Origin of the sequence: Chitinophaga sp. CC14, from assembly GCF_048957795.1 — a bacterium.
Lineage (GTDB): Bacteria > Bacteroidota > Bacteroidia > Chitinophagales > Chitinophagaceae > Chitinophaga > Chitinophaga ginsengisegetis.
The window spans coordinates 596,405-620,680 of sequence record NZ_JARBFY010000001.1 but is presented as its reverse complement, the minus strand read 5'-3'; the positions used below and the strand labels follow the sequence as shown (position 1 = coordinate 620,680).

23 protein-coding genes are annotated in these 24,276 nt (G+C 45.9%); 11 read left to right on the top strand and 12 right to left on the bottom strand.

Features of this window, described 5'->3' with window-relative positions:
* Positions 1-10 precede the first annotated feature (10 nt).
* From PV783_RS02645 to PV783_RS02635, 3 genes are all read left to right on the top strand, one after another.
* On the top strand, positions 11-1,441 hold the full coding sequence (locus PV783_RS02645) for an anion permease (RefSeq protein ID WP_079471387.1): 1,431 nt from the start codon (positions 11-13) through the stop codon (positions 1,439-1,441).
* 249 nt (positions 1,442-1,690) lie between these two features.
* Positions 1,691-2,035 (top strand): IPT/TIG domain-containing protein, encoded by a 345-nt coding sequence (locus PV783_RS02640; RefSeq protein WP_420987032.1) that lies wholly within the window; start codon positions 1,691-1,693, stop codon positions 2,033-2,035.
* A gap of 121 nt (positions 2,036-2,156) precedes the next feature.
* Positions 2,157-2,924 carry an AraC family transcriptional regulator gene (locus PV783_RS02635; RefSeq protein ID WP_420987031.1) on the top strand — a complete coding sequence of 256 codons (768 nt, stop codon included), beginning with the start codon at positions 2,157-2,159 and terminating at the stop codon, positions 2,922-2,924.
* A 113-nt stretch (positions 2,925-3,037) separates the two neighbouring features.
* On the opposite strand, the gene PV783_RS02630 is transcribed toward PV783_RS02635, so the two are convergent.
* From PV783_RS02630 to rlmD, 11 genes are all read right to left on the bottom strand, one after another.
* A complete protein-coding gene (locus tag PV783_RS02630) occupies positions 3,038-4,468 on the bottom strand; it encodes an META domain-containing protein (protein WP_420987030.1) in 1,431 nt (476 codons plus the stop codon).
* Positions 4,469-4,579: 111 nt separating this feature from the next.
* Positions 4,580-5,482: a hypothetical protein gene (locus tag PV783_RS02625; RefSeq protein ID WP_111577264.1), complete on the bottom strand. Its 903-nt coding sequence runs from the start codon at positions 5,480-5,482 to the stop codon at positions 4,580-4,582.
* Positions 5,483-5,497: 15 nt separating this feature from the next.
* Entirely contained in the window at positions 5,498-6,115 is a 618-nt protein-coding gene (locus tag PV783_RS02620; RefSeq protein ID WP_420987029.1) for an alpha-ketoglutarate-dependent dioxygenase AlkB family protein, read from the bottom strand.
* 41 nt (positions 6,116-6,156) lie between these two features.
* Positions 6,157-6,798, bottom strand: a complete 642-nt coding sequence (locus tag PV783_RS02615) for a DNA-3-methyladenine glycosylase family protein (protein ID WP_420987028.1) — start codon at positions 6,796-6,798, stop codon at positions 6,157-6,159.
* Positions 6,799-6,859: 61 nt separating this feature from the next.
* Complete coding sequence (locus PV783_RS02610; protein WP_111577267.1) at positions 6,860-7,852, bottom strand: M28 family peptidase; 993 nt, start codon at positions 7,850-7,852, stop codon at positions 6,860-6,862.
* Between the two features lie 20 nt (positions 7,853-7,872).
* A complete protein-coding gene (gene cysS / locus PV783_RS02605) occupies positions 7,873-9,372 on the bottom strand; it encodes a cysteine--tRNA ligase (RefSeq protein WP_420987027.1) in 1,500 nt (499 codons plus the stop codon).
* Positions 9,373-9,515: 143 nt separating this feature from the next.
* Complete coding sequence (locus PV783_RS02600) at positions 9,516-10,658, bottom strand: endonuclease/exonuclease/phosphatase family protein (protein ID WP_111577268.1); 1,143 nt, start codon at positions 10,656-10,658, stop codon at positions 9,516-9,518.
* Between the two features lie 28 nt (positions 10,659-10,686).
* A complete protein-coding gene (locus tag PV783_RS02595) occupies positions 10,687-11,784 on the bottom strand; it encodes an endonuclease/exonuclease/phosphatase family protein (protein WP_420987026.1) in 1,098 nt (365 codons plus the stop codon).
* A 123-nt stretch (positions 11,785-11,907) separates the two neighbouring features.
* A complete protein-coding gene (locus tag PV783_RS02590; protein WP_363432462.1) occupies positions 11,908-12,843 on the bottom strand; it encodes a rhomboid family intramembrane serine protease in 936 nt (311 codons plus the stop codon).
* A gap of 47 nt (positions 12,844-12,890) precedes the next feature.
* Positions 12,891-13,718 (bottom strand): rhomboid family intramembrane serine protease, encoded by an 828-nt coding sequence (locus tag PV783_RS02585; protein ID WP_079471376.1) that lies wholly within the window; start codon positions 13,716-13,718, stop codon positions 12,891-12,893.
* Positions 13,719-13,723: 5 nt separating this feature from the next.
* Positions 13,724-15,184, bottom strand: a complete 1,461-nt coding sequence (gene rlmD, locus PV783_RS02580) for a 23S rRNA (uracil(1939)-C(5))-methyltransferase RlmD (protein WP_079471375.1) — start codon at positions 15,182-15,184, stop codon at positions 13,724-13,726.
* A gap of 75 nt (positions 15,185-15,259) precedes the next feature.
* Here rlmD and PV783_RS02575 point away from each other — a divergent pair, with 75 nt between their 5' ends.
* From PV783_RS02575 to PV783_RS02550, 6 genes are all read left to right on the top strand, one after another.
* On the top strand, positions 15,260-16,666 hold the full coding sequence (locus PV783_RS02575) for a redoxin domain-containing protein (RefSeq protein ID WP_420987025.1): 1,407 nt from the start codon (positions 15,260-15,262) through the stop codon (positions 16,664-16,666).
* A gap of 125 nt (positions 16,667-16,791) precedes the next feature.
* Positions 16,792-17,493 (top strand): porin family protein, encoded by a 702-nt coding sequence (locus PV783_RS02570; RefSeq protein ID WP_420987024.1) that lies wholly within the window; start codon positions 16,792-16,794, stop codon positions 17,491-17,493.
* Between the two features lie 149 nt (positions 17,494-17,642).
* Positions 17,643-18,263, top strand: coding sequence for a porin family protein (locus PV783_RS02565; RefSeq protein ID WP_420987023.1), 621 nt, complete (start codon positions 17,643-17,645; stop codon positions 18,261-18,263).
* A gap of 169 nt (positions 18,264-18,432) precedes the next feature.
* Positions 18,433-19,119: an outer membrane beta-barrel protein gene (locus PV783_RS02560; protein ID WP_420987022.1), complete on the top strand. Its 687-nt coding sequence runs from the start codon at positions 18,433-18,435 to the stop codon at positions 19,117-19,119.
* A 57-nt stretch (positions 19,120-19,176) separates the two neighbouring features.
* Entirely contained in the window at positions 19,177-19,851 is a 675-nt protein-coding gene (locus PV783_RS02555) for a porin family protein (RefSeq protein ID WP_420987021.1), read from the top strand.
* Positions 19,852-19,881: 30 nt separating this feature from the next.
* Positions 19,882-20,556 carry a porin family protein gene (locus PV783_RS02550; protein ID WP_111577273.1) on the top strand — a complete coding sequence of 225 codons (675 nt, stop codon included), beginning with the start codon at positions 19,882-19,884 and terminating at the stop codon, positions 20,554-20,556.
* A gap of 279 nt (positions 20,557-20,835) precedes the next feature.
* On the opposite strand, the gene metF is transcribed toward PV783_RS02550, so the two are convergent.
* The gene (metF, locus tag PV783_RS02545) at positions 20,836-21,789 is read right to left on the bottom strand and encodes a methylenetetrahydrofolate reductase [NAD(P)H] (RefSeq protein ID WP_079471369.1); all 954 of its coding nucleotides are present in this window, start codon (positions 21,787-21,789) and stop codon (positions 20,836-20,838) included.
* Between the two features lie 168 nt (positions 21,790-21,957).
* Between metF and lptB the strand changes: the two genes are divergently transcribed.
* Together lptB and PV783_RS02535 are read left to right on the top strand one after the other, a co-directional pair.
* Positions 21,958-22,719: an LPS export ABC transporter ATP-binding protein gene (gene lptB / locus PV783_RS02540; RefSeq protein ID WP_079471368.1), complete on the top strand. Its 762-nt coding sequence runs from the start codon at positions 21,958-21,960 to the stop codon at positions 22,717-22,719.
* Positions 22,720-22,741: 22 nt separating this feature from the next.
* Positions 22,742-24,274 carry a GH3 auxin-responsive promoter family protein gene (locus tag PV783_RS02535; protein WP_420987020.1) on the top strand — a complete coding sequence of 511 codons (1,533 nt, stop codon included), beginning with the start codon at positions 22,742-22,744 and terminating at the stop codon, positions 24,272-24,274.
* Positions 24,275-24,276: the final 2 nt, after the last annotated feature.

The following is a 24,276-nucleotide window of genomic DNA, read 5'->3' as shown; positions in this document are numbered from 1 at the left end:
GTGAGTTTATATGAAAGAAATCAAGTATCCACAACTGTTAATTACGCTCGCGGTAGGTTTGCTGATCTGGTTCATCCCGGCGCCGGAGGGAGTGAAGCCGGAAGCCTGGCATCTGCTGGCTATTTTCCTGGCAACCATTGTAGGTATCATTATGAAGGCGGCAAGCATGGGCACTATGTCGGTGGTGGCTATTACGCTGGTGGCCATCACCGGTGTGCTGGCGCCGGGTGATCCGGCGAAATCCATTACGCTGGCACTTAGCAGTTTTGGTGATAAAGTGATCTGGCTGATAGGTATTTCTTTTTTTATTGCGCGGGGATTTATTAAAACCGGTTTAGGAAAACGTATTGCTTACCTGTTTATCCGTGTGTTTGGCCGCAGCTCGCTGGGACTGGCTTACGGACTGGGTTTGGCCGACCTCGTACTGGCGCCGGCGGTGCCCAGTAATACCGCGCGGGGAGGAGGTATTATTTATCCCATCATGAAATCTATGGCCATCAACTTTGGTTCCATGCCGGAAGACCCGGCTACTCACCGAAAGCTGGGCGGCTATCTTACATTGAACAGTTATAACATGAATCTTATTACGTCTTCCCTGTTTTTAACAGGTACGGCGAGTAATCCTATGTGTCAGAAGTTTGCGAAAAACCTGGGTATTGATATCTCCTGGATGTCGTGGTTCACAGCGGCAGTGGTGCCGGCGATTATTTCCATTATTGCAGTGCCGTGGATACTGTATAAGATATATCCGCCGGAGTTGAAGTCGACAGGAGATGCGCCTGCTATGGCATCTGAAAAGCTGAAGGAAATGGGACCGGTGCACCGGAACGAGTGGTTGATGCTGCTGGCATTTGTGATCCTGCTGTTCCTGTGGATAACAGGAGATCTGTTTGGAATAGATGCTACCACTACCGCCCTGATAGGATTGGTATTCCTGCTTATTTCACAGGTGCTCACCTGGGATGATGTGAAGTCGGAGAAAGGCGCATGGGACACCATTGTATGGTTTTCTGCGCTGGTAATGATGGCAAGTTTCCTGAACAGCCTGGGTTTCATTCCGTGGTTCAGTGATCTGATCAAACAGAAAGTAGGCGGTATGAAGTGGACGATAGCTTTCCCGATTATAGTGCTGGTATATTTTTACAGTCATTACATTTTCGCCAGCGCTACGGCCCATGTGGCGGCGATGTATTCCGCGTTTTTAGGCGTGGGTATTTCTGTAGGTATACCGGGTATGTTGCTCGCATTGGCGCTGGGATACTGCGGTGGCATCTTCGGAACACTTACCCATTATGGTCATGGACCTGCGCCGGTATTTTTCGGAAGTACTTATGTAGATCTGAAAGACTGGTGGAGATGCGGGTTTATTCTGAGCATCGTGCTTATCCTTATCTGGATAGGCATTGGCGGCGGTTGGTGGAAAGTATTGGGTATCTGGTAAATGAATCGCAGAAAAGATTTTTATGGGTCAATAGAATTGGTGTTGAAGCAATAAAATCATATAACCGTATCCGTAATTCTACGTATTTTTTTGATCGATTGTTTTTTTATTGAAGGAATGATTGTACCTTTGCGTCCGTTTGAATACCGAATATATACTGTTGCCGATAAGAGTTGCAATTGCAATAGTGTTAACCCCGGTGAATTATTTGTAACAGGGTTGTGACCCCCCAAAAAGAAGAAAAAAAAGATGACACAGTTTAAATTGTTTGTGACAGCCCTTATGCTGTTAATTATGGCCATGACGGCCTGTTCCCCGAATTCAACAGAAAACACCGCTGAAGTAGTAACTGTAGAAGGACATGCAGGAAATTTCCTCCTGATTAAAGGACACGGTTTTAGTGAAGATTTACACGAAAATAAAGTGAACTTTGGGAACGTACCTGCGCAAATTCTGCGTGCAGATGGTAACACCCTTTTGGTGCAGGTACCTGTGCAGAAAGCCACCACAGTGCCTGTAGTGGTTGCGGTAGGAGATAATGTATCCAACGCGATGTTGTTTGCATATCATCCCAAGCTCGTAGCAGCGAAGTAAGCGTGATGAATTAAAAATTGCGGATTGCGGTTTTATACACAGATAGTTATGCGAAGATTTTCTTGCATTGGCGGAGTTGTGTATAAAACCGCCATTCGTAATAATGTTTTAATTTAGTGGCATGTATAAAGAGTTCCGGCCACATCCGCTATTGACTACATATGTAGACGCCTACTGGGTAGCTGGTGGACCGCATTTTATGCAGCAGCGTATATTACCGGATACGTGTGCTGATATTATTTTTAATATTAGTGAAGACATCATCGCTGCAGCCGATGGAGCGCTGAAAATAATGCCAGGTAACGCTTTTGTAGTAGGCACCATGACTACCTTCCATGATACTGCCTTCCATGCAAATACCTATTTGTTAGGAATCCGTTTCAAACCGGGCGGGTTGAGTGGTTTTACAGGTTTGCCTTTACAACTGATTACGGATGATCATGTTCCCCTGCGCGATATTTCTTCCGGATGGCATGTGGCGCTGGAGCCATTGCTACTGAAGGCATCGGGGATAACTGCAAAAGTAGTGTGCCTGGAAAAGTTCCTCTTACAGCGGTTGCCGGCCGGTAATATCATCTCCGGAAAAATGCAGCATAGTATTGCGCAGATCAGGCAATCGAAGGGAGCCATAGCAGTAAATTTTTTGGCCGCACAGGCATATATGAGTCCCCGTAATTTTGAACGCCACTTTTTGTATACAACCGGCGTATCTCCGAAAACTTTCACACGTATTGTAAGATTTCTAAGTTTAAAGCAGCAGCTGAAAAGCCTGTCCAGTCCTCACTTATTGTCGCTGGCGCTGGACCACGGTTTTTATGATCATGCACATCTCACCCGCGAGTTCAGGGCGTTTGCCGGGGAAAGCCCTACCGGCTATATGCAGCGGTGATACAAATAACTTTGCTGATGTTGCGTTCTTTTTAATGGACGATATTAAATATAAAAAAGCAGCAAAGGCCGGACCCTGCTGCTTTTCCTATGATGGATTATCTGAAAATAATGTTACAGTGTTTTATCCTGCATGCCAAACATCACCACAATTTTCCCGTCTTTATAGAGATTTAATGTTTGATCAGCCACATCATACCGGAAAGTATTATCACTGATGAGTTTCAGGAATTCAGCTTCACGGCGCATTACATCTGCATCCGGGCAGGCCATGCGGGTGCTGATGCCCTGTGTGAATTTTATTTCATCGCCGGCGGCGTTGTATCCACCTGAAATGCTGTTACAGCCGCCTTTTCCGTGGAAACGTTTTTGATTGGTATCAAATTCCAGCCAGATACCGGAGTTACTTAGCGTAGCGTCATTCAGTTTGATCACGTTCCATTTTTTGCTGCCAATGAAAGCCCACTGGTTATTGTTTGAAGCGTTGCCCTGATGATCGTTGCCATTACTTTCCAGTGTAAACTGCATCACCAATTTGCCGTTTTCGTGGAGATCAACGGTTTCTCCGTTTACGGTGTAGGTAAAGGTATGTCCGCCGAGTTGTTTCAGGAAGTCGGATTCACGGCGCATTACATCTGCATCGCCGCACATCATGCGGGTGCTCATGGCCTGTGTGAAAGTGATCTTATTTTTAAGGGCGGTATAGCCACCGGAAATATTGTTACAGCCGCCTTTGCCGCTGAAACGTTTTTTGCCTTCATCAAACTGCAGCCAGACACCGGAGTTACTGATTACTCCGTCATTGATCATTTTCAAGGTCCATTTTTTATTACCAACAGCTGCCCAGTTGTTATTGGAAGCGCTGCCATCTTTTTCTTCCAGGCGGAATTGCAGTACGGTATTGCCATTTTGGACGAGGTTCAGCGTTTGCCCGGATACGGTATATTGAAATGTTTGATCGCCTAATTGTTTCATGAAGGCGGTTTCGCGGCGCATCATGTCTCTGTCGGGGCAAGCCATCAGGGTGCCGGCGGTTTTGGAAAAGGTGATATTGCTGCCGGAGGTGGTATATGCGCCCATCATATTGTTGCAACCACTTTTACCATGAATACGTTTCTTACCGGCGTCGAACTCCATCCAGATGGCGCCATCCGAAATATCTTCATTATCCATTTTCACCAATACCCATTTTTTTCCGGCGATAGCAGATGAAGCTGCGCTGCTGATCTTCTTTTTTTCCAACACTTTGGTGAGGGTATATTTCAGGGAAGAGCCATCTGCCGGCGGATTTTTTACCTGGGTAATTTTTACCCTGAGCTTATAGCGGTAGCCGGGGGTATATTTAAAGCCGTTGATATTGGTATATAAGTTGGACCAGTCTGTATCATTTACTCCTTTTATCTGCAAACACTCCATAGGAGCCACACCAGTGCAGGGTTCCTTTGATTCTTTTACATAAATAACCTGTGTTTTGGCGGGTGGTTGTTTGCTTTGTACCGGGGCCATAAAGGTGGTGGCGAGGGTGATTGCTAATTCAAGTAACATAAAATATAGATTTTAATAATTAACAACAAAAGGAGTCATGAGGTTGTCTCTTTTGAAGGATTGCTCCATATTTTGCAAAAACGCTGCCAGTCTCACTTTTAGGCCCTGGTATTACCTGGTGCTGCTATGGTGGGCCGTTTGACGGGTCTTCCCGATTTGTTTGATAATAGATTCGTAGTAGCCCAGTTTATCTTTGCCGGGAAGGCTTACAATGGTTACATCATTTGCGGTGAGCAGGTCCAGTTTAAATTTAGATGCTGCCACATATTCTTCCGGAATATAGTAGAAGATGTGATTGGGGACCGGCACATTTTTATGATGAAACTTTTGCCTTGCCCTGTACGTGAGCAGCCACCAGAGATCCGTTTCCACAAAATCGAGCGACAGGCCAAAGATGTGGATATCATCTGTAAAGAAGAGATCTATCCAGGAGTGAAAATACACTTCCCTGGCATGAATACGCCGGAGCAGCGAAGGCTTGGGTACTTCTTTGGAAGAATATACGGTGCCGCTCACCACGTAGTTGCGCATCAGTTGTAACTGGCCGCCATAGTGTTCAAATCCCAGGTTGATACTCATGGGGTTGAGACAATCGCCATGAATATGCCAGTATTGGATATCATCTACTTCATATCTCCTGAAAATGCTGTAAAACTTTTCCTTGATGATACTGGTGTTCTCCAATGGTATCTGTCCTTCCAGCGTAAATTCATAGTTGGTAGTGAGGATGTGTGCCGGCTTCAGCTCCCGGATGGCGCTGTGCAGCGGGTTGGCTTTTATTTCTGCTGCTTTGATAGCGATAAATGATTTGAGATCTTTTTCTCTTATCCGGTGATTTTTGCTGGCGGTTAAAAAGATTTCTTCATACAGGAGCGGGAATGGTTTTTTATCGTCCAGTTCCACACAATCGCCGGCGTGGCAAAAGGTGATAATATCCTGCAGCAGGTCTTTCCAGCTTTGGCCGCGGGAGATGTTGTTGATGTCATTTCCGATTAATAATACAAGGTTTTTCATAGTATATGCCGTCTTTTAAGGGTGGATAAACCGGAAGGTGAGGTTAATTCTTCCGTGTGATATTTTAGTGGTTTTGGGAACCTGGTGTTCCCAGTATTCCTGTAGTGGCCCTTTCATAACGAGCAGGGAGCCGTGTTGCAGTGATAGTTCGTATTTCCGTTGATGATCACTTTTATAGCGTAGCTGGAAACGACGTGTAGCGCCAAAATTTACTGAGGCAATTACCGGGTTACGCCCAAGTTCCGGCTCATCATCTGCATGCCAGCCCATAGAGTCGTTGCCATTGCGGTAAAGGTTCAGTAACACACTGTTGAACGCCTGGCCACTCACCGGTGTAATGCGGTCACGTATCTGTTGTAATTCGGCTGTCCATGCTTCCGGGGAAAAGATATTTCCGGAGAATCCATAGGAGCTGGCTGCATCGCCATACCAGGCCATTAAGCGTGGAAATAATACCTCTTTGCCGTATATTTTCATAGATTCCTGTTTCCAGGTAATAGTGTTCTGCAGGACCTGCATGAAATGGTCGCTTTCCGGCAGGTTAAAAAACTGCGGATAGTAAGCCAGCTCTCCATTCAGTAATGAAATCTTCCCGGCATCCTCTTCATTGAAAAAACTTCCCTGCACACTCATAACACAAATTTACAACCGTGCTACGCACTGTATATGTAAAGTTATTTATCCGGGGTATTATCTTTCCACGACCAAAGGTAGCGGCAGGCATGTGTACGGTATGGCGACCATTTTTCAGAGATTTTAACCAGTTTATTCCGGAATGCTCTTTTATCTTCCGGGTCCAGTTTGTAAAGCTTGATCATGGCCTGTTGTAAGCCCCAGTCGTCCATTGCAAATACGTCTTCGCGGCACAGGTGAAACATCAGCAGCATTTCCACTGTCCAGCGGCCCACACCCTTGATTTGTGTGAGGTAGGCAATCACTTCGTCGTTGCTCATTTTTTTCAGCTTGCTGTCGGTCAGTTTTTCGGCGATAACGAATGCCGCCACATTTTGCACGTAGGTTACCTTAGCATTGGATAAACCAATACCACGAAGCGTTAACGGCGGGGTATCCAGTATTTGCTGCGCTGTTGGCTCCCGGCGGCCATAGAGGTCAAGAAACCGGGAATAGATCACATCTGCCACTTTGGTGGATAGCTGCTGACTCATAATAGAGCCAATCAGTTTCAGGCAGATGTTTTTTCGTATAGTCAGCTCCGTTAACGGGCCGGTGATAATTTGCTGTAGCTTTTTATCCTTGCTGAGATGGGCCACATAATGTACCGGAACAGCGTCCGGGGTGCTTTTAGACCTGGGCATAAACTGTTTTTTAAAGTTAATACGTCACATCATCCTTCACCCCGGAGCTCCAGTGAATTTATTAATAACTAAACGGCTGTGTATAGATTACCTGCAACAGTGTTTGTCCTACTGCCTGCAACGTTTTCCGGTCAATCACATCCATATTGTCGTTTTGTGTATGCCAGTGAGGGGCAAAGTCGTTGTTCGACTGTAACGCAATGATATCGAATGTCGGGATATTGGCGATGGTATTTACCGCGATATGATCATCCGTGATAAATGCGCCATTATTTTCATAACGGAATATATCAGAATAGCCGAGTTTGTTGGCTACATCCCAGAACATTTTCATCTGTGCGCCTGCGTATTGTTTGGAGGAGCCTTCCATGTAGAACTGGGTGCCGCGTCCGCCTACCATGTCCAGGAGGATCCCGTAATTTGCTTTGTAGCCGGGAATATGCGGGTTTTTAGCCCAGTACTGGGTACCAAGACAAAATGAGTTTTCATCATTTTTAGCGCCGTAGTCTTCCACGTCTACGAGCAGAATGTCTATGCCGGTTTCCGGTTTTTGTTTGTGGAACTGCCGGGCGGCTTCCATCAATACGGCTACGCCGCTGGCGCCATCGTCTGCACCGTCCAGCTTCTTTGTTTTATCAAAGGCATCTTCATCCGCCCAGGGACGGGTATCCCAGTGGGCCAGCAGCAAAACGCGCTGTTTGGCCGCGGGGTTGAAACTGGCGATGATATTGATACAGGGCAGTTTTTCGTTTTTCGGCCCGGTAACAGTAGTGCGCTGTACATACACGGTATCCGCCCAGTTGCGGAAGTTGCTGATCAGCCAGCCGGCACATTTCTCCTGTGCGGGCGTATTAGGTATCCTCGGGCCGAAACTTACCTGGCGTGCGGTGTACGCATATGCAGAATCTGCCTGGAAAACAGGTACAGGTACATCCACTTTCGCCACTTTGCTGTCGCCGGTACTGTCGGTGGTGTTATCGGTTGTCTGACTATTCTGCTGGCAGGCGCCGGCCAGTAAGGCCAGCGCTGTCAGTGTAATAAGAGCTTTACGCATTATCTTCCGGAATATTTATTTTATTGAAGACTGTAGGAAACGGTACCGTCTTTTTCATCTTTCAGCTGAATGCCTACAGACAATAATTCGTTACGGATTTTATCGGAGGTTGCATAGTCCTTGCGGCTTTTGGCTTCCTTCCGCATTTCAATCAGCATCTGTAATACGCCATCCAGTTTATTATCTTCCCCGGCGATGGATTCCTGTTGTATGCCGAGAATATCCACCAGATAGGTTTTCCAGGTTTGTTGTAACAGTTGGAAAGTATCTTCACTGATTTCGTGCATTTTTATCTGTCCGCCTTTCAGTGAGTTGATCACCGGTGTAAGTTCAAACAGGTTGGCCAGTACTTTCGCTGTATTGAAATCGTCGTTCATGAATTCCGGGCATTCCAGGCACCACTGACGTACCTGTTTATCCAGTTCTTCATTGATGCCCTGGCCGTTGGCTGCTGTATACGTCAGCTTCTGCAGTGTTTCATAAGCTGCCCATAAGCGCTGGAGTCCTTTTTCCGTGGCCTGCAGGGCCTCATTGGAGAAATCCAGGGTACCGCGATAGTGTGTTTGCAACACAAAAAAGCGGATGGTCATAGGACTGTATGGCTTTTCCAGCTGCGGGTTTTCACCGGTGAACATTTCGGTAAGCTTGATGGTGTTGCCATAAGACTTACCCATTTTACGGCCGTTGATGGTGATCATGTTATTGTGCATCCAGTAACGGGCCATCATATCGCCATGTGCAATTTCGCTTTGTGCAATTTCGCATTCGTGGTGTGGAAACTGGAGGTCCATGCCGCCACCGTGAATATCGAACTGGGCGCCCAGGTATTTAGCGCTCATGGCAGAGCACTCAATATGCCATCCCGGGAAACCTTCGCCCCACGGGCTGGGCCAGCGCATAATATGTTCTGGTGGTGCTTTTTTCCAGAGGGCAAAATCTGCTTTGTTATGTTTATCATCCTGGCCTTCCAGTTCCCTGGTGGTTTCCAGCATATCTTCCAGTACGCGGCCGCTGAGGATACCGTAGTCGTAGTTGGCGGCATATTTCTTAACATCGAAATACACGCTGCCGTCTACTTCATATGCGTAGCCTTTTTCCATGATCGTTTTGATCATTTCAATCTGCTCAATGATATGCCCGGTGGCAGTAGGTTCTATGCTTGGTTCAAGGTTGCCGAACTGCAGCATGGCCCAGTGGTACAGATTGGTGTATTTCTGTACCAGTTCCATTGGCTCCAGCTTTTCGAGTACGGCAAATTTGGAAATTTTATCTTCCGCCGCGCGGCCTTCTTCTTCAAAGTGGCCGGCGTCGGTAATATTGCGAACATAACGTACTTTATATCCCAGGTATTTTAAATAGCGGAATACTACATCAAATGTAATATAGGGGCGGGCGTGGCCGAGGTGTGATTCGCCGGATACGGTGGGTCCGCACACATACATACCAACGTGGCCCGGGTGTAAAGGTGTAAATACTTCTTTCTGACGGTGTAATGAATTATATATCCTTAGTTCTGACATATGCTGTAAATGACAGATGCCATATAGCTGACATCTTATTTTTTGTTGATGGATGGCAAAGATAAAAATTGTTTTCCTGGTACAAGCAGGCAACAACATCGGTCAGTCCTAAAAATATTATACATTTTCATAATTGGTTACAGTTATTTATTTACTTCTACTACTGTTTTTCCGCTACCGATCAGGCTAAGATTGGTAATTACAGGATAATGGTCAGACAGGTCTGAGTTAATTTTCCGGAAGCTGTTTACCTTAAAATGGTTACTGACAAAAACATAGTCAATACGCAAGGTAGGTGCAAGCCCTGTAAAAGTACGGCCAATTCCGAAACCTTTTTGCAGAAAAGCGTCCTGGAGATCGCCTTTAATGGTAAAGTAGGTGTAGGACGCCGGGGTATCGTTAAAGTCGCCACAAACGATCACAGGATATGGACTTTGCCGGATAAAATTGCCTACAATATCGGCTTGTTGACTGCGGCGGATATACGCCTCCCGCATTTTCTGGATAATGCTTTTGGTGGCCTTCAGCCCGGTGTCTTCCTGGTTTTTGATCTTCCGGATGGCGGAATAATCTTTTTCGTTGAAGCGATAGGATTCCAGGTGCATATTAATGATCCGCAGGGTATCCCGGTTTTTTACGATATCAGCATAAATAAGGCTTTCGCTTCTGGGGCCCACGCTCATTTTCACTTTATCGGATGCTATAATGGGAAAACGGGAATAGATGATAGATCCCCAGTGCTGCATGCCGTCGCGGTTAAAATCGCTGGAAAAGTAGCGGTAAGGCAATTCCATTTCGCGGGAAATATCCTCACGGTTATTAAAGTCGTTTTTCTTTTCGGAGGTATAAAAATCCTGGAAGCAGGCGATATCCAGCTCCTGTTTTTTGATCATGGCAAACATGGCCTGCCGGTTGTATTTACTGTCTCTTTCGCGGTATAGTCCAAACTGGCTTACATTGTAGCTCATTACGGTAAGGGTATTGCCAGTGGTGGCCACTTTATTCCCGGCGGGCATTTTAAAGGCCACAAACGCGCTGATAGATTTCCAGCCAAGCAGCAGTGCGATCAGGGATAGCAGGGTATAGCGATAATTAAAGAACAGCCACCCGATCAGGAATATCACTAATAGCGCCAACAGGAACGGGAACGCCAGTGTAATAAAACTGATAGGCCAAAACCAGGCCGGTGAAATATATGGTGCCATGCAGGCTGCCAGGAAAAGTAATACCACGGCGAAATTGATGATCAGAAAAAATCCTTTCGTAAATAGTCTTAAAAAGCGCACCGCGTCATACTTTGTTGAAGTACTAAAGTTAGTTTTTTTTCAACGAAAGACAGGCCATAACCGGGAAATGCTCTGATGGCCGGGGATGAAAAACCTTACTTGCGTGGACGGTCAGCGGGGGCTGTGCCAGGATGTAGTCGATCCGCAGTGAAGGCGACAAATAGGAGAGTGTGCGACCCCAGCCCACACCGGTTTTGAGGAATGCATCCTGCATATTGTGGCTGATGGTTTTATAGGTGAACGAAACGGGCGTGTCATTGAAATCGCCGCAAACAATGGCAGGATAAGGGCTTTCGGCAACCAGCGCTGCCAGTTGAAGCGCCTGCGCGGATCTTGCCCGGAAAGTGCTCCTCATTTTATAAACCAGGCCGGTTCCTTTCGGTGCTTTCATGTTTTCATAATCCTCACCTTTAAACATATACGAAATGAGGTGAACAGCAAACACCCGGATGGTATCTCCTTTTATGGCAATATCTGCCCGGAGGAAGGTGCTGCCGCTGCCCGTTTCGCTTTCCCCGCAGGGGATTGCCGAGGCAGCGATCACAGGGTAGCGGGAAAACAGCACAATGCCGTAATGCCAGCTTTCCCAGTGGATTTTGTCGCCGGTGAAGTAATGATACGGGTAGTTCCCGGCGGATTTGATGCGTTGCATATGCTGATCCTTACCGGGTTTATCGTTGGTGTAAAACTCCTGCATACAAAGAATGTCCGGGCTGCCGGACGCAATGGCGTTGTAGATCGCCGCTTCCTTGTCCTTATCCGTTACATATCTCTCTAAACCCATACTGCTGGTATTATAGGTCATGAGCGTAAACTGCCTGCTGTTGGTTTGTTTGCTGATTATATTTTTCCGGAAGATATGAACGCCCCAGGTAGTTAATGCTGCAGGCACTGCACAGAGGATAGCCATTATATTCATCAGCACATATTTCCGTTTTTTATACCATGCCCATACGCAGGTATATAAAAAACAAAGCGGGAAGAGAACGGGAAAGAAGAATCCGGAAAAGCCGGCGGGCCAGTATTTACCGGGGTTGATACCGGGAAGAAAGGTACTGAGGAGAAGTGCGGCCACCAAACAAATGTTACTCCAGAGCAAGGTACGGCGTACAATGATTTTCAGCATAGGGGGACAAGCAATTACGAATTAATATTTTCAAAGTACAAAAAAAAGGGAAGATGCGCGCGGTCTTATAGTGCCTGCATCTTCCCTGTTATTAGTGAAAGTATTTTCTAATCCGTAATACTTTTATTCTGTTTTACTTGCTCTTAACAGCGTGTCTCTTTCTTCTGCGGAAAGGGACGCCAAACCGTTTTCGTTGATCTTATCAAGGATTTCGTTCAGTTTCTGCTCCGGCACTTTGCCAATACGTCTGTACGGTTGTTGTTCTGTATCCGGCTGGGAAGTATTCTTTCTTTTAAAATCATCCGGGTTAATGCGTTGTGATGCCGGGTGAAATACATGGGTGAGTTTAAAGGCCAGTTTATTGAAGCCTGCGCCCATATCCCTGCCTTTTTTCCACTGGTACATATAAAGCCAGCCTGCCAGTGCACCGCCTGCCAGTACCGGGATGTAGGTGTATCCGTAGCTGGAGGACGCCATTAATGCTCCAACAGAAAGCGCTACAAAAACCAGGGTAATGATCCAGAGGGAAATACCTCCTGCCAGTAAAGGGAATATGCGGTAACGCGGAGCGATAGTGGTAACGCCAACAGCTATTGCCATAATACTGCCGGCAGCGCCCAGTGTATATTCATTGGCAGCGAGTGCATGAAAAGACGGGATCAGCTGCATAGCCGCCACATACATAAGATTACCACAGAGACCTCCGAAGAGATATAACGGTAAAATCCGCTGGTAGCCTGCCAGGTGTTGCATGAAGGTGCCAAAGCACCACAGCCACACCATATTGGAGAAGATCTGCCAGAAGCTGATGTGTGTAAATAAGGAGGTGACCAGCGTCCAGGGACGGGTCAGTAATTTGGATGGATCTGCCGGAAGCCTCAGCCAGGTCATAATATCCTGGTGAAACCGGGGTTCACCCACCTGTTCCATCTGGTATATTACAAGCGTAAAAAACAGGAAAACGAAAATCGTAAGATTAACGACCATCAGGTGTGTCACCATATTTCTTCCTTCTCCTAAAGAGAGGCGGGGCAATTTCTCTTTTTCCAACGCATGCATGGTACAAATATTTTTCAATACAAAAATACGTCAATAATACAGTTGTCTTAATAAAAATCTGTTCTCTTCTTACTCCATCCTCTCAGCAGCAGGTAAGCAAAGAGTGCGCCACCGAGGTGGGCAAAGTGGGCCACATTATCGCCCGCAGAATTCTGGATACCGGAATACAGCTCCCCCAGGATCATGAAGCCTACCACAAATTTGGCCCTGATGGGGATCATCGCAAAGAAGTACAGATACCGGTTGGGGAACAGGTACCCAAATGCGAACAGGATGCCATATACCGCACCGGATGCGCCCAGTGTGGCGCCATTCCGGTAATAGTTAACGTAGTTTTTAACATAAAGGCTTGCCATTTCCATGGCCGCAGGGTCGCGGGCCGCCAATGCACTTTTCAGGCTTTCCATGTTAAAGTTGGCCAGGTTGCCGATGTCGAACTTATTATCCAGCGCCACAAAATTGGAGAAACTGGGATCATTCAGGAATTGCGCGGCATACCGGTTGAGGCTCACATTTTCATAAGTGAGTACGCCCATGTGACACAGGGCTGCGCCCAAACCGCATATTATATAAAAAATGAGGAAACGCTTGGGTCCCCAAAGGTTTTCCAGGGTAGCGCCAAACATCCACAGGGTAAACATATTGAAGAGCACATGCAATATGTTCTTCGGATCGTGCAGGAACAGATGCGTAATGAACTGATGTGGTTTGAATAGTTCGGAGCCCCAGTAGTGGAGGGCAAACAAACGACTCAGATCATAATCAAATTTGCTCAGCAGCGTAACCTGCACTAACCAAACCAAACCATTAATGATCATCAGATTTTTGATCACCATCGGCAGGTACTGAAATTTTCCGGGCCTGTACTCGTTCATTGTTGCTAGTTATTATCTCTTTTTTTCAACAACACCACATTTTCGATGTGATGGGTGTGCGGGAACATATCTACCGGCTGTACCTTTTCCACTGTATAGAGCGAATCCAGCAAAGCCAGATCCCTGGCTTGTGTAGCGGGGTTACAACTAACATATACAATCCTGGGGGCGCCGATCTCCAGCAGTTTATTGACCAGTTTTTCGTGCATGCCTGCCCGTGGGGGATCAGTAATGATCACATCCGGCTGGCCATGTTGTGCAAAAAACTCATTATTACAAATATCCACTACATCGCCTGCAAAAAAGGTAGCATTATCCACATTATTACGGGCGGCATTTTCCTTTGCATCATCTATGGCTTCCTTTATCAGCTCAATACCCACCACCTTGCGGGCATTGCGCGAAACAAAGATGCCGATGCTGCCGGTACCGCAATATAGGTCATATACGATCTCGGATCCGGTTAATCCTGCAAAATCCCTTGTTACCTTGTACAACACTTCTCCCTGGTAAGTATTCGTCTGGAAAAATGACTTGGGACCTATTTTAAAAACAAAATCTTCCAGTTTCTCTTCTGCATATCCTTTACCAAAATAAATCTTCGGTTCCAGGTCGAAGATGGTATCGTTTCCTTTCGGATTAATGGTATACAGTACCGTGGTAATGGCGGGCACCGTTTTCAGCAAATGATCCAAAAGGGCAATCCTGTTGGGCTTGTCTTCATGATGGATCACCAGGTTTACCATAATTTCCCCGGTAGTGCAAAGGCGGATCACGAGGTTACGCAGCCATCCCTGTTGTGCACGGATATCATAAAATGTGAGATCATGGGAAACTGCATATTCACGGATGGTGTTGCGGATCAGGTTTACCGGCTCCTGCATCAGGTAGCAGGTATCTATATTCAGTACTTTATCGAACAGCTTTGGTACATGGAAGCCCAGCGCGGGTCTTACAGGTATTTCGCCATCATTGGCCCTGATCTCTTCGTTAGTAAGATATGCCTTGTTGCTGAAGGTAAACTCCAGTTTATTGCGGTAATGTTCAGTATGAGCACTCCCCAGGATCGGTTCCATTGGCGGCAGCGCCAACTTTCCAATGCGTTGCAGGTGGTCGGCCACCTGTTGTTGTTTGTACTCCAGCTGCAGGGCATAAGGCAGCATTTGCCATTTGCATCCCCCGCAGGTGCCAAAATGCTGGCAAAAAGGAGTTACTCTTTTATCCGAATAGCTGTGAAAGTGAACCACTTTCCCTTCTGCCCAGTCTTTTTTGTTTTTACCAAGACGAACATCCACCACATCGCCAGGCACTACTCCGCCTTCAATAAATATCACTTTCCCGTCATGACGGGCCAGGGCTTTACCTTCTGCCGCATAAGCAGTAACCGGTACATTTTCTAAAACAACGTTTTTTTTCCTCACGGCTGCAAAGGTAATTGAAATGCTGAATCCTGCATCGTAATTCATACGAATTACCACTCAGCACACCTCTTTCCTTTTTCACTTTTTTCCGCTTACATTTACATATTGCTTTCAAATATTATGCGTAAACTTTTTTCATTACTGATAGCGGCCCTCCTGGTGCAATTCAGCCTGCAGGCGCAGGGTTACCAGATTTCTGTAAAGCTGAAAAACTTTACCGGCGGGAAGTTTTTCCTGGCTCATTACATGGGCAGATCCACCTACCTGGCCGACTCTGCAGAAGTAAGCCCTGCGGGAGAAGTGATGCTGAAAGGCAAAGAAAAACTGCTGCCAGGCATTTACCTGCTGGTACTGCCCGGTAAACAGCAGTATATTGAAACCCTGATAGATAAGCAACAGGTTTTCAGCGTAGCCATCGACACCAGCGATCTTGTTAATAAAACGGTATACAAAGGCAGCCCCGATAACGATGGGTTCCTGGCCTACAATAAATTTCTTTTCCAGCAGGAAACACTGAGCCGCAGTATCCAGCAACAGCTGCAAACGGCCCGCACGGCCGCAGATTCTGCCAAAGTACAGCCCTTGCAACAGGAACTGGGAAAGAAGATCCAGGAATTCAGGACGGGCTTTATTGCCCAACATCCCGGCAATATTCTCAGCACCATCTTCCTGGCCATGAAAGAACCGGTAGTGCCGCCACCTCCGGCAGGAGCAGATTCTTTATTTGCCTATCATTATTTTAAAGATCATTACTGGGATGAGGTTGATCTTGCAAGCGATCGCCTGGTAAGAACGCCTGTCCTGGAAGGGAAACTGAAGAAATATTTTACCCAACTTGTACCGGTACATCCCGATTCTATTATTGTGGACTGTGATGCTATGATTGCCCGTACCCGCAAAAGCAAAGAGGTTTTCAAGTTTGTGTTGTGGTGGCTTACCTATAATTACGAGAGCTCGCCTTACATGGGTATGGATGCAGTTTTTGTACACCTTGTGGAAAAATATTACGTTCCCGGGGAAGCGTTCTGGCTGAATGACGAACAACTCAATAAAATTGTAGACAGGGCATATACGATGGCGCCTAACCTGATTGGCCGCCAGGCCGCTCCGCTGCAGTATAAAGATACCGCCGCCAGGTCGCTTTCCCTGTATAAAACTCCCGCCAAATTCACAGTGCTTGTTTTCTGGGATCCCACCTGCGGACACTGTAAAACAGAGATCCCCCGTTTGGATTCTGCCTGGAATGCAAGCTGGAAGAGGAAAGGAGTGGCTATGATCGGCATTAAAACGGAAGGTACCCGTGAGGAATGGCTGCAATTCATTCACGAACATCATCTGAATGGATGGATACACGGCTCAGATCCACAAGGTGAAACGAATTACCGCAGGTTGTACGATGTTTACAGCACCCCCATGGTTTATTTACTGGATGAAAAGAAAAAAATTGTGGCAAAAAGACTGGGAGTGGAGCAATTACAGGAGTTTCTGGACCGGGTTACCCCAAAAGACGCTGCGGCTAAGTTGTAGAAACAGGGGTGTAGAACGTAGAATATGCGCCTCGATATATATTGAAAATCAAACAGTTGATAGATTTTAACATTCCTTTGGCATAGTCTTTGGCTTTGTGGTACCGGACCATAAAACCAAAGATCATGAAGAAGATGTTATTATCATTCGCCGCATTAACGATTTCAGTTGCAGCGATGTCTCAGGCGAGAGTTGGGATTAAGGCTGGCTGGAACCTCTCCAACATTACTTACGATAACTCCGGAAATACAAAAGACAGTCGTTCATTATCCGGTTTTAATGTGGGAGCCATTGCAGATTTACCGTTAGTTCCAAAGATTTTGTCGTTTCAGCCCGGTGTATTTTATACGACCAAGGGTACCAAGCTTGAAACCGGGGACAAGAACAATTCCACCACTAATCCATATGCAAAATACACTGTAAACCCATCCTACATTGAGATTCCTCTGAACTTCGTGGCTAAGTTGCCAATCGGTGAAAGTTCAAGTCTCTTTGCAGGTGTTGGTCCTTACTTTGCATTTGGTGTTGCCGGTAAGCAAAAGTTTGAAACCACTATTGCCGGAGTACATGGCAGTGGTTCAGAAAGTATTAAATGGGATGATGATACCCCGTTTAATAACGATCCAAACACAGCATACAATAAAATGAAACGTTTCGACTGGGGTGGTAACGTACAGATTGGTGCGGAACTTAGCAATTTTCTGGTCTCCGCCCAGTATGGTATTGGCTTTGCCAAAGTGAATTCCGGTCAGGACAACAGCACAGATGACAAGGGTAAAAACCGTGTATTCAGTGTTTCTGTAGGTTATTTGTTTGGTGGAAAATAACCGGTTTAACAAACAATTACGGAATTAAATTGTAATAACTGCAAGCAAGCAAAAAACAGGTTCATTCATTAGTTGGCAATCAAAAAATTAGGGAAGCGATACCTGACCTGTGGGTATCGCTTTTTTTAATCATTCAAATTACATCACACATGAAAAAGGTATTATTATCTGCAGCCGCATTATTGGTAGCTAGTCTTTCTTTTGGCCAGGCTAAATGGGGTATTGTTGCAGGACCTCAGTTTTCCAGCATGACTGCAAAAAATGCTGTTCTAAACAGTGGAAAGGAAACCAGTTCTATCCTTACGGGTATAAGGGCCGGGGTTACAGTAGATATTCCGCTGGCAGATGAATTCTATATCGGAACAGGATTACTTTATTCCGGTAAAGGGGGTAAAGACAAGGATACTGATGTGAAAACGACTTTGTCTTATCTGGAGTTGCCCGTTCACTTTATGTTTAAACCAGAAGTAGGTACCGGCAGGCTGGTATTATCTGCAGGACCTTATTTAGCTTATGGTTTGGGCGGAAAGATCAAGGATACCGGATTTGGTGACTTAGATGTGTATGATGATGAAGCCACCGTGCTGAAACAGAAAAGATTTGATGCCGGTTTGGGTATCAATGTAGGTTATGAATTGCCTGTAGGACTGTATTTCGGTCTGAATACCGACCTGGGTCTGGTAAATACGGCAGATAACACAGATAATGACCGGAGCTTTAAAAATACGTCCTTTGGCGTATCTGTTGGCTATAAGTTTGGAGGCAGATAACTATGCTTCACATGAACTTTTTATTAACCACCCGCTAATTTCGGGTGGTTTTTTATTTTTATGAAAACCTTTGTTTAATTTCGCGTACAATAACCGACTGAGCATTAAGACTTTTCCCCCAAAATGATGTCACTGTGATATTCTTAATCCTTTTATTACCGAACCACTGATGAAAATTTTTACTCCTCTTTTTGTAACAGTTTTTTTTGTTACAGTTACCTCACATGCACAGGTAAGTTTGGGTATTCGTGGCGGCTATATCAATACCGGGCTGGAATCGTCCGGGAATGGATATGCGCCGGGCACCCAAAAAATAGATAGCTGGCAGGCAGGCATCTATACAAACATACCCTTGTTTAAAAATGGCTACCTGCAGCCGGGCGTTAGTTACGTAGAAAAAGGTGCAGGGCTGGATTACGCAGTATCCCATCCTGTTAATCTGTTTACATCGGGAGTAACAAAGCTGAAACTGCAATACCTGGAACTGCCGGTTCACCTGGTATACAAAGTGCCGGTAGGCTTTGGCAAACTGCTGGTAGGTGCTGGTCCCTATGCAGCTTATTGTATGCGCGGGGATTACAGCGTATCTGCTTACAGCGACAATAAACTGGTTCAATCGGGATCCAAGCGGGTGGATTTTAAAGCATCTCCCAATATTTTTGGTACCAACATGAACCTGCAACGCTGGGATGCAGGTCTTAATTTTATAGCCGGGTTGGAGCTGAACTGCTGCCTTTCACTGAGTGCCCAATATGGCTATGGAATGGTGGATATCGATCAAGCACCGGAGAACAATTATAAAAACAGGTATTGGGGCGTAAGCCTCGGTTTCTTCTTTGACCGGGAAGACTGGTAATTGTTTTTATGAGGAATGGTTTTTGTTAACAGGGGACGGATTTATACTTAAACGTACATGAAAAAAAATATTCTGATTGTTGTAGCCCTGCTGGTTGTTCAGATGGCAACCGCACAAGTTAGATTTGGACTAAAGGCCGGCTTTACCGGGGCCAGTATGAAGTTAACCGACCCTGCTGATGTTCCGGATCGTAATGAGTTCATGTTGCCTGCTTTTCATGCAGGTATTTTAGCAGATATCCCCCTGGCGAAATGGTTTTCGATACAGCCGGCGCTGTATTACAGCGTTGCTGGTTACAGAACGCGCCCGGAGCAGTCAACCGGCAACTATTACTATATCGCCAAGTTCAGATATAACTACCTGGAATTACCGGTTAACTTTCTGTTTAAGCAAAGATTGGGGCAGGGTAAAGTAGTAGCCGGCTTTGGTCCCGGCCTGTCCTATGGCATTGGCGGGAAAGCCACTTATATCAGGGAAGGCACTAAAGAAGAAACAAAGAAGGTAAAGTTTGATGGGGATGAAACTGTTCCCGGGAACGCTAATGAAATACACGCCAATCCGGTAGACGTTTCAGCAAATTTTCTGTTGGGCTATGAGTTTAATGAAGGATTTATACTCACTGCAGGTTATTCTTCAGGCTTCATAAATGTAAGCACCAGGGAAAATTCGGAAGAGCTGAATCGTAGCTTCCGTATTTCTTTCGGGTATTTGTTTCCCCGCACCCGCCGGTAATAATTGACAGACAACATTCCTTAAACCTATATGAAAAAGAACATCCTGATTATTGTAGCCTTGTTAAGTTCGTTAACCTTATGCGCCCAGGTAAGATGGGGAATAAAAGCCGGCTTTTCAGGCGGAAACATGAAACTGAAAGACAAAACCCAGGAGACATTATTCCATGACCGGATGCTGCCTGCCTACCACGCGGGGATTTTGGCCGATATTCCTCTTGCAGAGAGTTTTGCCGTACAGCCGGCACTGTTATACAGCGTTAAAGGCACCAAAACCATTAATACTTTTATAACAGGTATGGGTAGTAACGAGGAAGCAACCACCAGTTACCGGTATAATTACCTGGAACTGCCTGTTAACTTTATATATAAAGGGGAAGCTGGCCGGGGAAAAGTTTTTGCCGGGCTGGGGCCTTATGTAGCCTATGGTATCGGTGGAAAAGTTACTTATAAAGGATATAATTCAGCAGCAAAAAAATCCCGGCAGATCAAATTTGATGGGGATGATGTTACCAACCTGGAGGAATTACATGCCAATGCTATAGATGCGGGCGTGAATCTGCTGGCTGGTTATGAATTTAAAAACGGGCTGTTATTTAGTATAAATTATACTTCAGGCTTTTTAGACGTTAGCGCCAGTAACAGAACAGAGGAAAAGCACCGTTACTTTGGCCTATCTGTTGGATATCTCTTTACAAGAAAGTGATTGCTATACTATACAAGCAATAGAAAGACTGCCCCCCACGGCAGTCTTTTTTATTTTTTTTAAAAGGAGATAGGGGTCATTCCTTTTTACCGCGTCTTATTAGCGAAAGATACCATCGGAAGATGGTTTCAATCATTGGACAGTTATAATTAAAAGTGTGACAGTTATAGGGATATGCCACTACGTATCTACGTGATGGCATTTTTTTTATATGAAAGACAGCAAAAAAGGGAAAGACTTTTGTCCTTCCCTTCTGCTTTTATAAGGAGTTAGGATAAGCTACATAATGGCTTCCACCGCCTGACGCACCACCTTAGGTTTACCCAACGTGTAGTAGTGGAGTACCGGCACACCAAAGGCTTTCAGTTCTTTCGACTGTGCAATGAGCCACTCGGTACCTACCAGTTCCACATCCTTGTCTGTTTTACATTTCAGGATTTCTGTAGAGAGGTCTGTAGGGAGATCCACATGGAAAATACGTGGCAGCATTGTCATCTGCTTCCGGGAAGTTAATGGCTTCAGTCCCGGGATGATAGGCACGGTAATACCCATTTCACGGCATTTGTTTACGAAGTCGAAGAACTTCTGGTTGTCGAAGAACATTTGTGTAACAATATAATCAGCCCCGTTTTCCACCTTACGTTTCAGGTGCGACAGGTCTGTTTGCATATTGGGCGCTTCAAAGTGTTTTTCGGGGTAACCGGCTACGCCGATACAGAAATTGGTTTTTACGCCGCTTTGCAGATCGTCTTCCAGGTAAACGCCGTTGTTCATATGTGCCACCTGGTCCAGCAATTCAATAGCATAGCTGTGTCCATGTGGGTCGGGTTCAAAGAAAGTTTCATTTTTGGGCGCATCTCCGCGTAAAACCAGTACATTGTCGATACCCAGGAAGTTGAGGTCTATCAGGGCATTTTCTGTTTCTTCCCGGCTAAAACCGCCGCAAATGAGGTGTGGTACCGCATCTACGTTGTAATGGTTCATAATGGCCGCACAAATACCTACAGTACCGGGGCGTTTACGGATTTCCACCTTTTCAAAGGATCCGTCCGCCTTTTTTTTGAACATATGCTCGCTGCGGTGATAGGTCACATTGATAAATGCGGGCTTGAATTCCATCAGCGGATCCAGGTGGTCATAGATAGACTCAATACTCTTTCCTTTAAGCGGAGGGAGGATTTCAAAAGAAATCAGGGTGTCTTTGGCCTTGGCAATATGTTCAGTTACTTTCATAAAGTTATAAGCTTTGAGGAAGGCGGCTGGATATAAAGCCTGCTTCCTGCTAAAATTACGCGGGCAAAAATAAGATATCCCCTTATTATTATCAGATCATTTTTAATCTTAGGATAACTATAACTAGGCTAACTGAATGAATTGTTTATTTTTGCTAAGTTTGATCATATGACATTAAGAATACATACAGACCAGCTGGTAAAGCGTTACGGCAACAGAACGGTGGTAAACCATGTATCTGTGGAAGTGTCCCAGGGGGAGATTGTAGGGCTGCTGGGGCCTAACGGAGCCGGTAAAACCACCTCCTTTTACATGGTAGTGGGGCTTATTAAGCCCGACGAAGGGAATGTGTACCTGGATGGCCAGAACATTACCAAGCTGCCCATGTACAAGCGGGCGCAGATGGGTATTGGTTATTTGCCACAGGAGGCTTCCGTGTTCCGGAAGCTGAGCGTGGAGGATAATATTGCCGCCGTGCTGGAAATGACCACCCTGAAAAGGGCGGAGCAGAAAGAGAAGCTGGAAAGCCTTTTGTCTGAATTCCGGCTTACGCACGTAAGAAAAAGCCCCGGTGATGTATTGAGCGGGGGAGAACGCCGTCGTACCGAGATTGCCCGCGCACTGGCGGTGGACCCGAAGTTTATCCTGCTGGATGAGCCTTTTGCCGGTATCGACCCCATTGCCGTGGAGGATATCCAGGGAATCGTAGCCAAACTGAAATACAAAAATATAGGTATCCTGATCACCGACCACAACGTTCAGGAAACATTGTCCATTACTGACCGGGCTTATTTATTGTTTGAAGGTAAAATCCTGAAATCAGGATCCGCCGAAGAGCTGGCAGCCGATGAACAGGTAAGAAAAGTGTATCTTGGCCAGAATTTTATTCTTCGCCGTAAAGATTACCTGGACGAAGCAGCTAAACAATAAAAATAATTCTACAGCATCCTATATGAGAATTTTAAGTCCTGCAATATCACAACTGGCAAGATTGCGAATGGGGCGTATTGCGTATTTCATGCAGTATCCCGTTCAGGTGCAGCAGCAGGTATTCCAAAACCTTATCAGTGCCGCTCAGTATACCGAATTCGGTAAGCAGTACGGCTTTTCAAAGATTTATAAGATAGACGAATATAAACAGCGCGTTCCTATTCATACCTATGATACCATCAAGCCTTATATACAGCGCACGATGGAGGGACAGCAGAATGTACTCTGGAATACACCCATCAAATGGTTTGCAAAATCCAGTGGTACCACCGCGGATAAGAGCAAATTTATCCCCGTAACAGTGGAAAGCCTGGATGAATGTCACTATCGCTCCGGCAGGGATGTAATCTCCCTTTACTACAATAATTTCCCGGACTCCGACGTATTTACCGGTAAATCACTGGTAATAGGCGGCAGCCACCAGGTGAACAAACTCTCTGAAAACAGCGACTCCTATTTCGGTGACCTCAGTGCCGTGATGCTCCAGAATATGCCGTTTTATGGCAATATGATCCGTACACCGGACCTGGAAATAGCGCTCATGGACGAATGGGAAGAAAAAATAGAACGCATGGCCAACGCCGTGATCCATGAAAATGTAACCTCTATTGCAGGGGTGCCTACCTGGACCATTGTGCTGATCAAACGTATTTTTGAACTCACCGGTACCGACAACCTGGCCGATGTATGGCCCAACCTGGAACTCTATATGCATGGCGGTGTAAGCTTTACTCCTTACCGCGAACAGTTTAAAAAACTGATCCGCAAGCCCTTAATGCATTACCAGGAAACTTACAATGCTTCCGAAGGCTTCTTTGCAGCCCAGGACGTGATAGGAGAAGAAGGGTTGTTGTTGTTCCTCAATCATGGCATCTTCTATGAGTTTATGCCTATGGAGGAATTAGACAAGGAAAATCCGCAAACCCTGCAACTGCAGGAAGTGGAGCTGGGTAAAAACTATGCCCTGGTTATCAGCACCAATGGCGGCTTATGGCGCTATATGGTAGGAGACACCATCCAGTTTACCTCCCTGATCCCTTACCGTATCAAAATCAGTGGCAGAACAAAGTCGTTTATTAATGCCTTTGGAGAAGAAGTGATTGTGGAGAATTCAGATACCGCAGTAGCGAAAGCCTGTGAAGCTACCGGCGCAGTGGTAAATGACTACACCGCGGCTCCCGTTTATTTCAGCGATCATGGCAACGGCGGACACGAATGGCTGGTGGAATTTGAAGCAGCCCCGGATGACCTGAACCGCTTTATCACTGTATTAGACAGTACTTTAAAAGCCATCAACTCAGATTACGAGGCCAAAAGATATAAAGATATTGCCTTGCACATGCCGGTAGTGCATGTGCTGCCGGAAGGAACTTTTTGCGAGTTCCTGAAGAGCAAAGGCAAGCTGGGCGGACAACATAAAGTTCCCCGGTTGAATAACGACCGCAAGTACCTGGAAGAAATCCTGCAATTTGCGGCAGATCATATGAATGCTTAAAA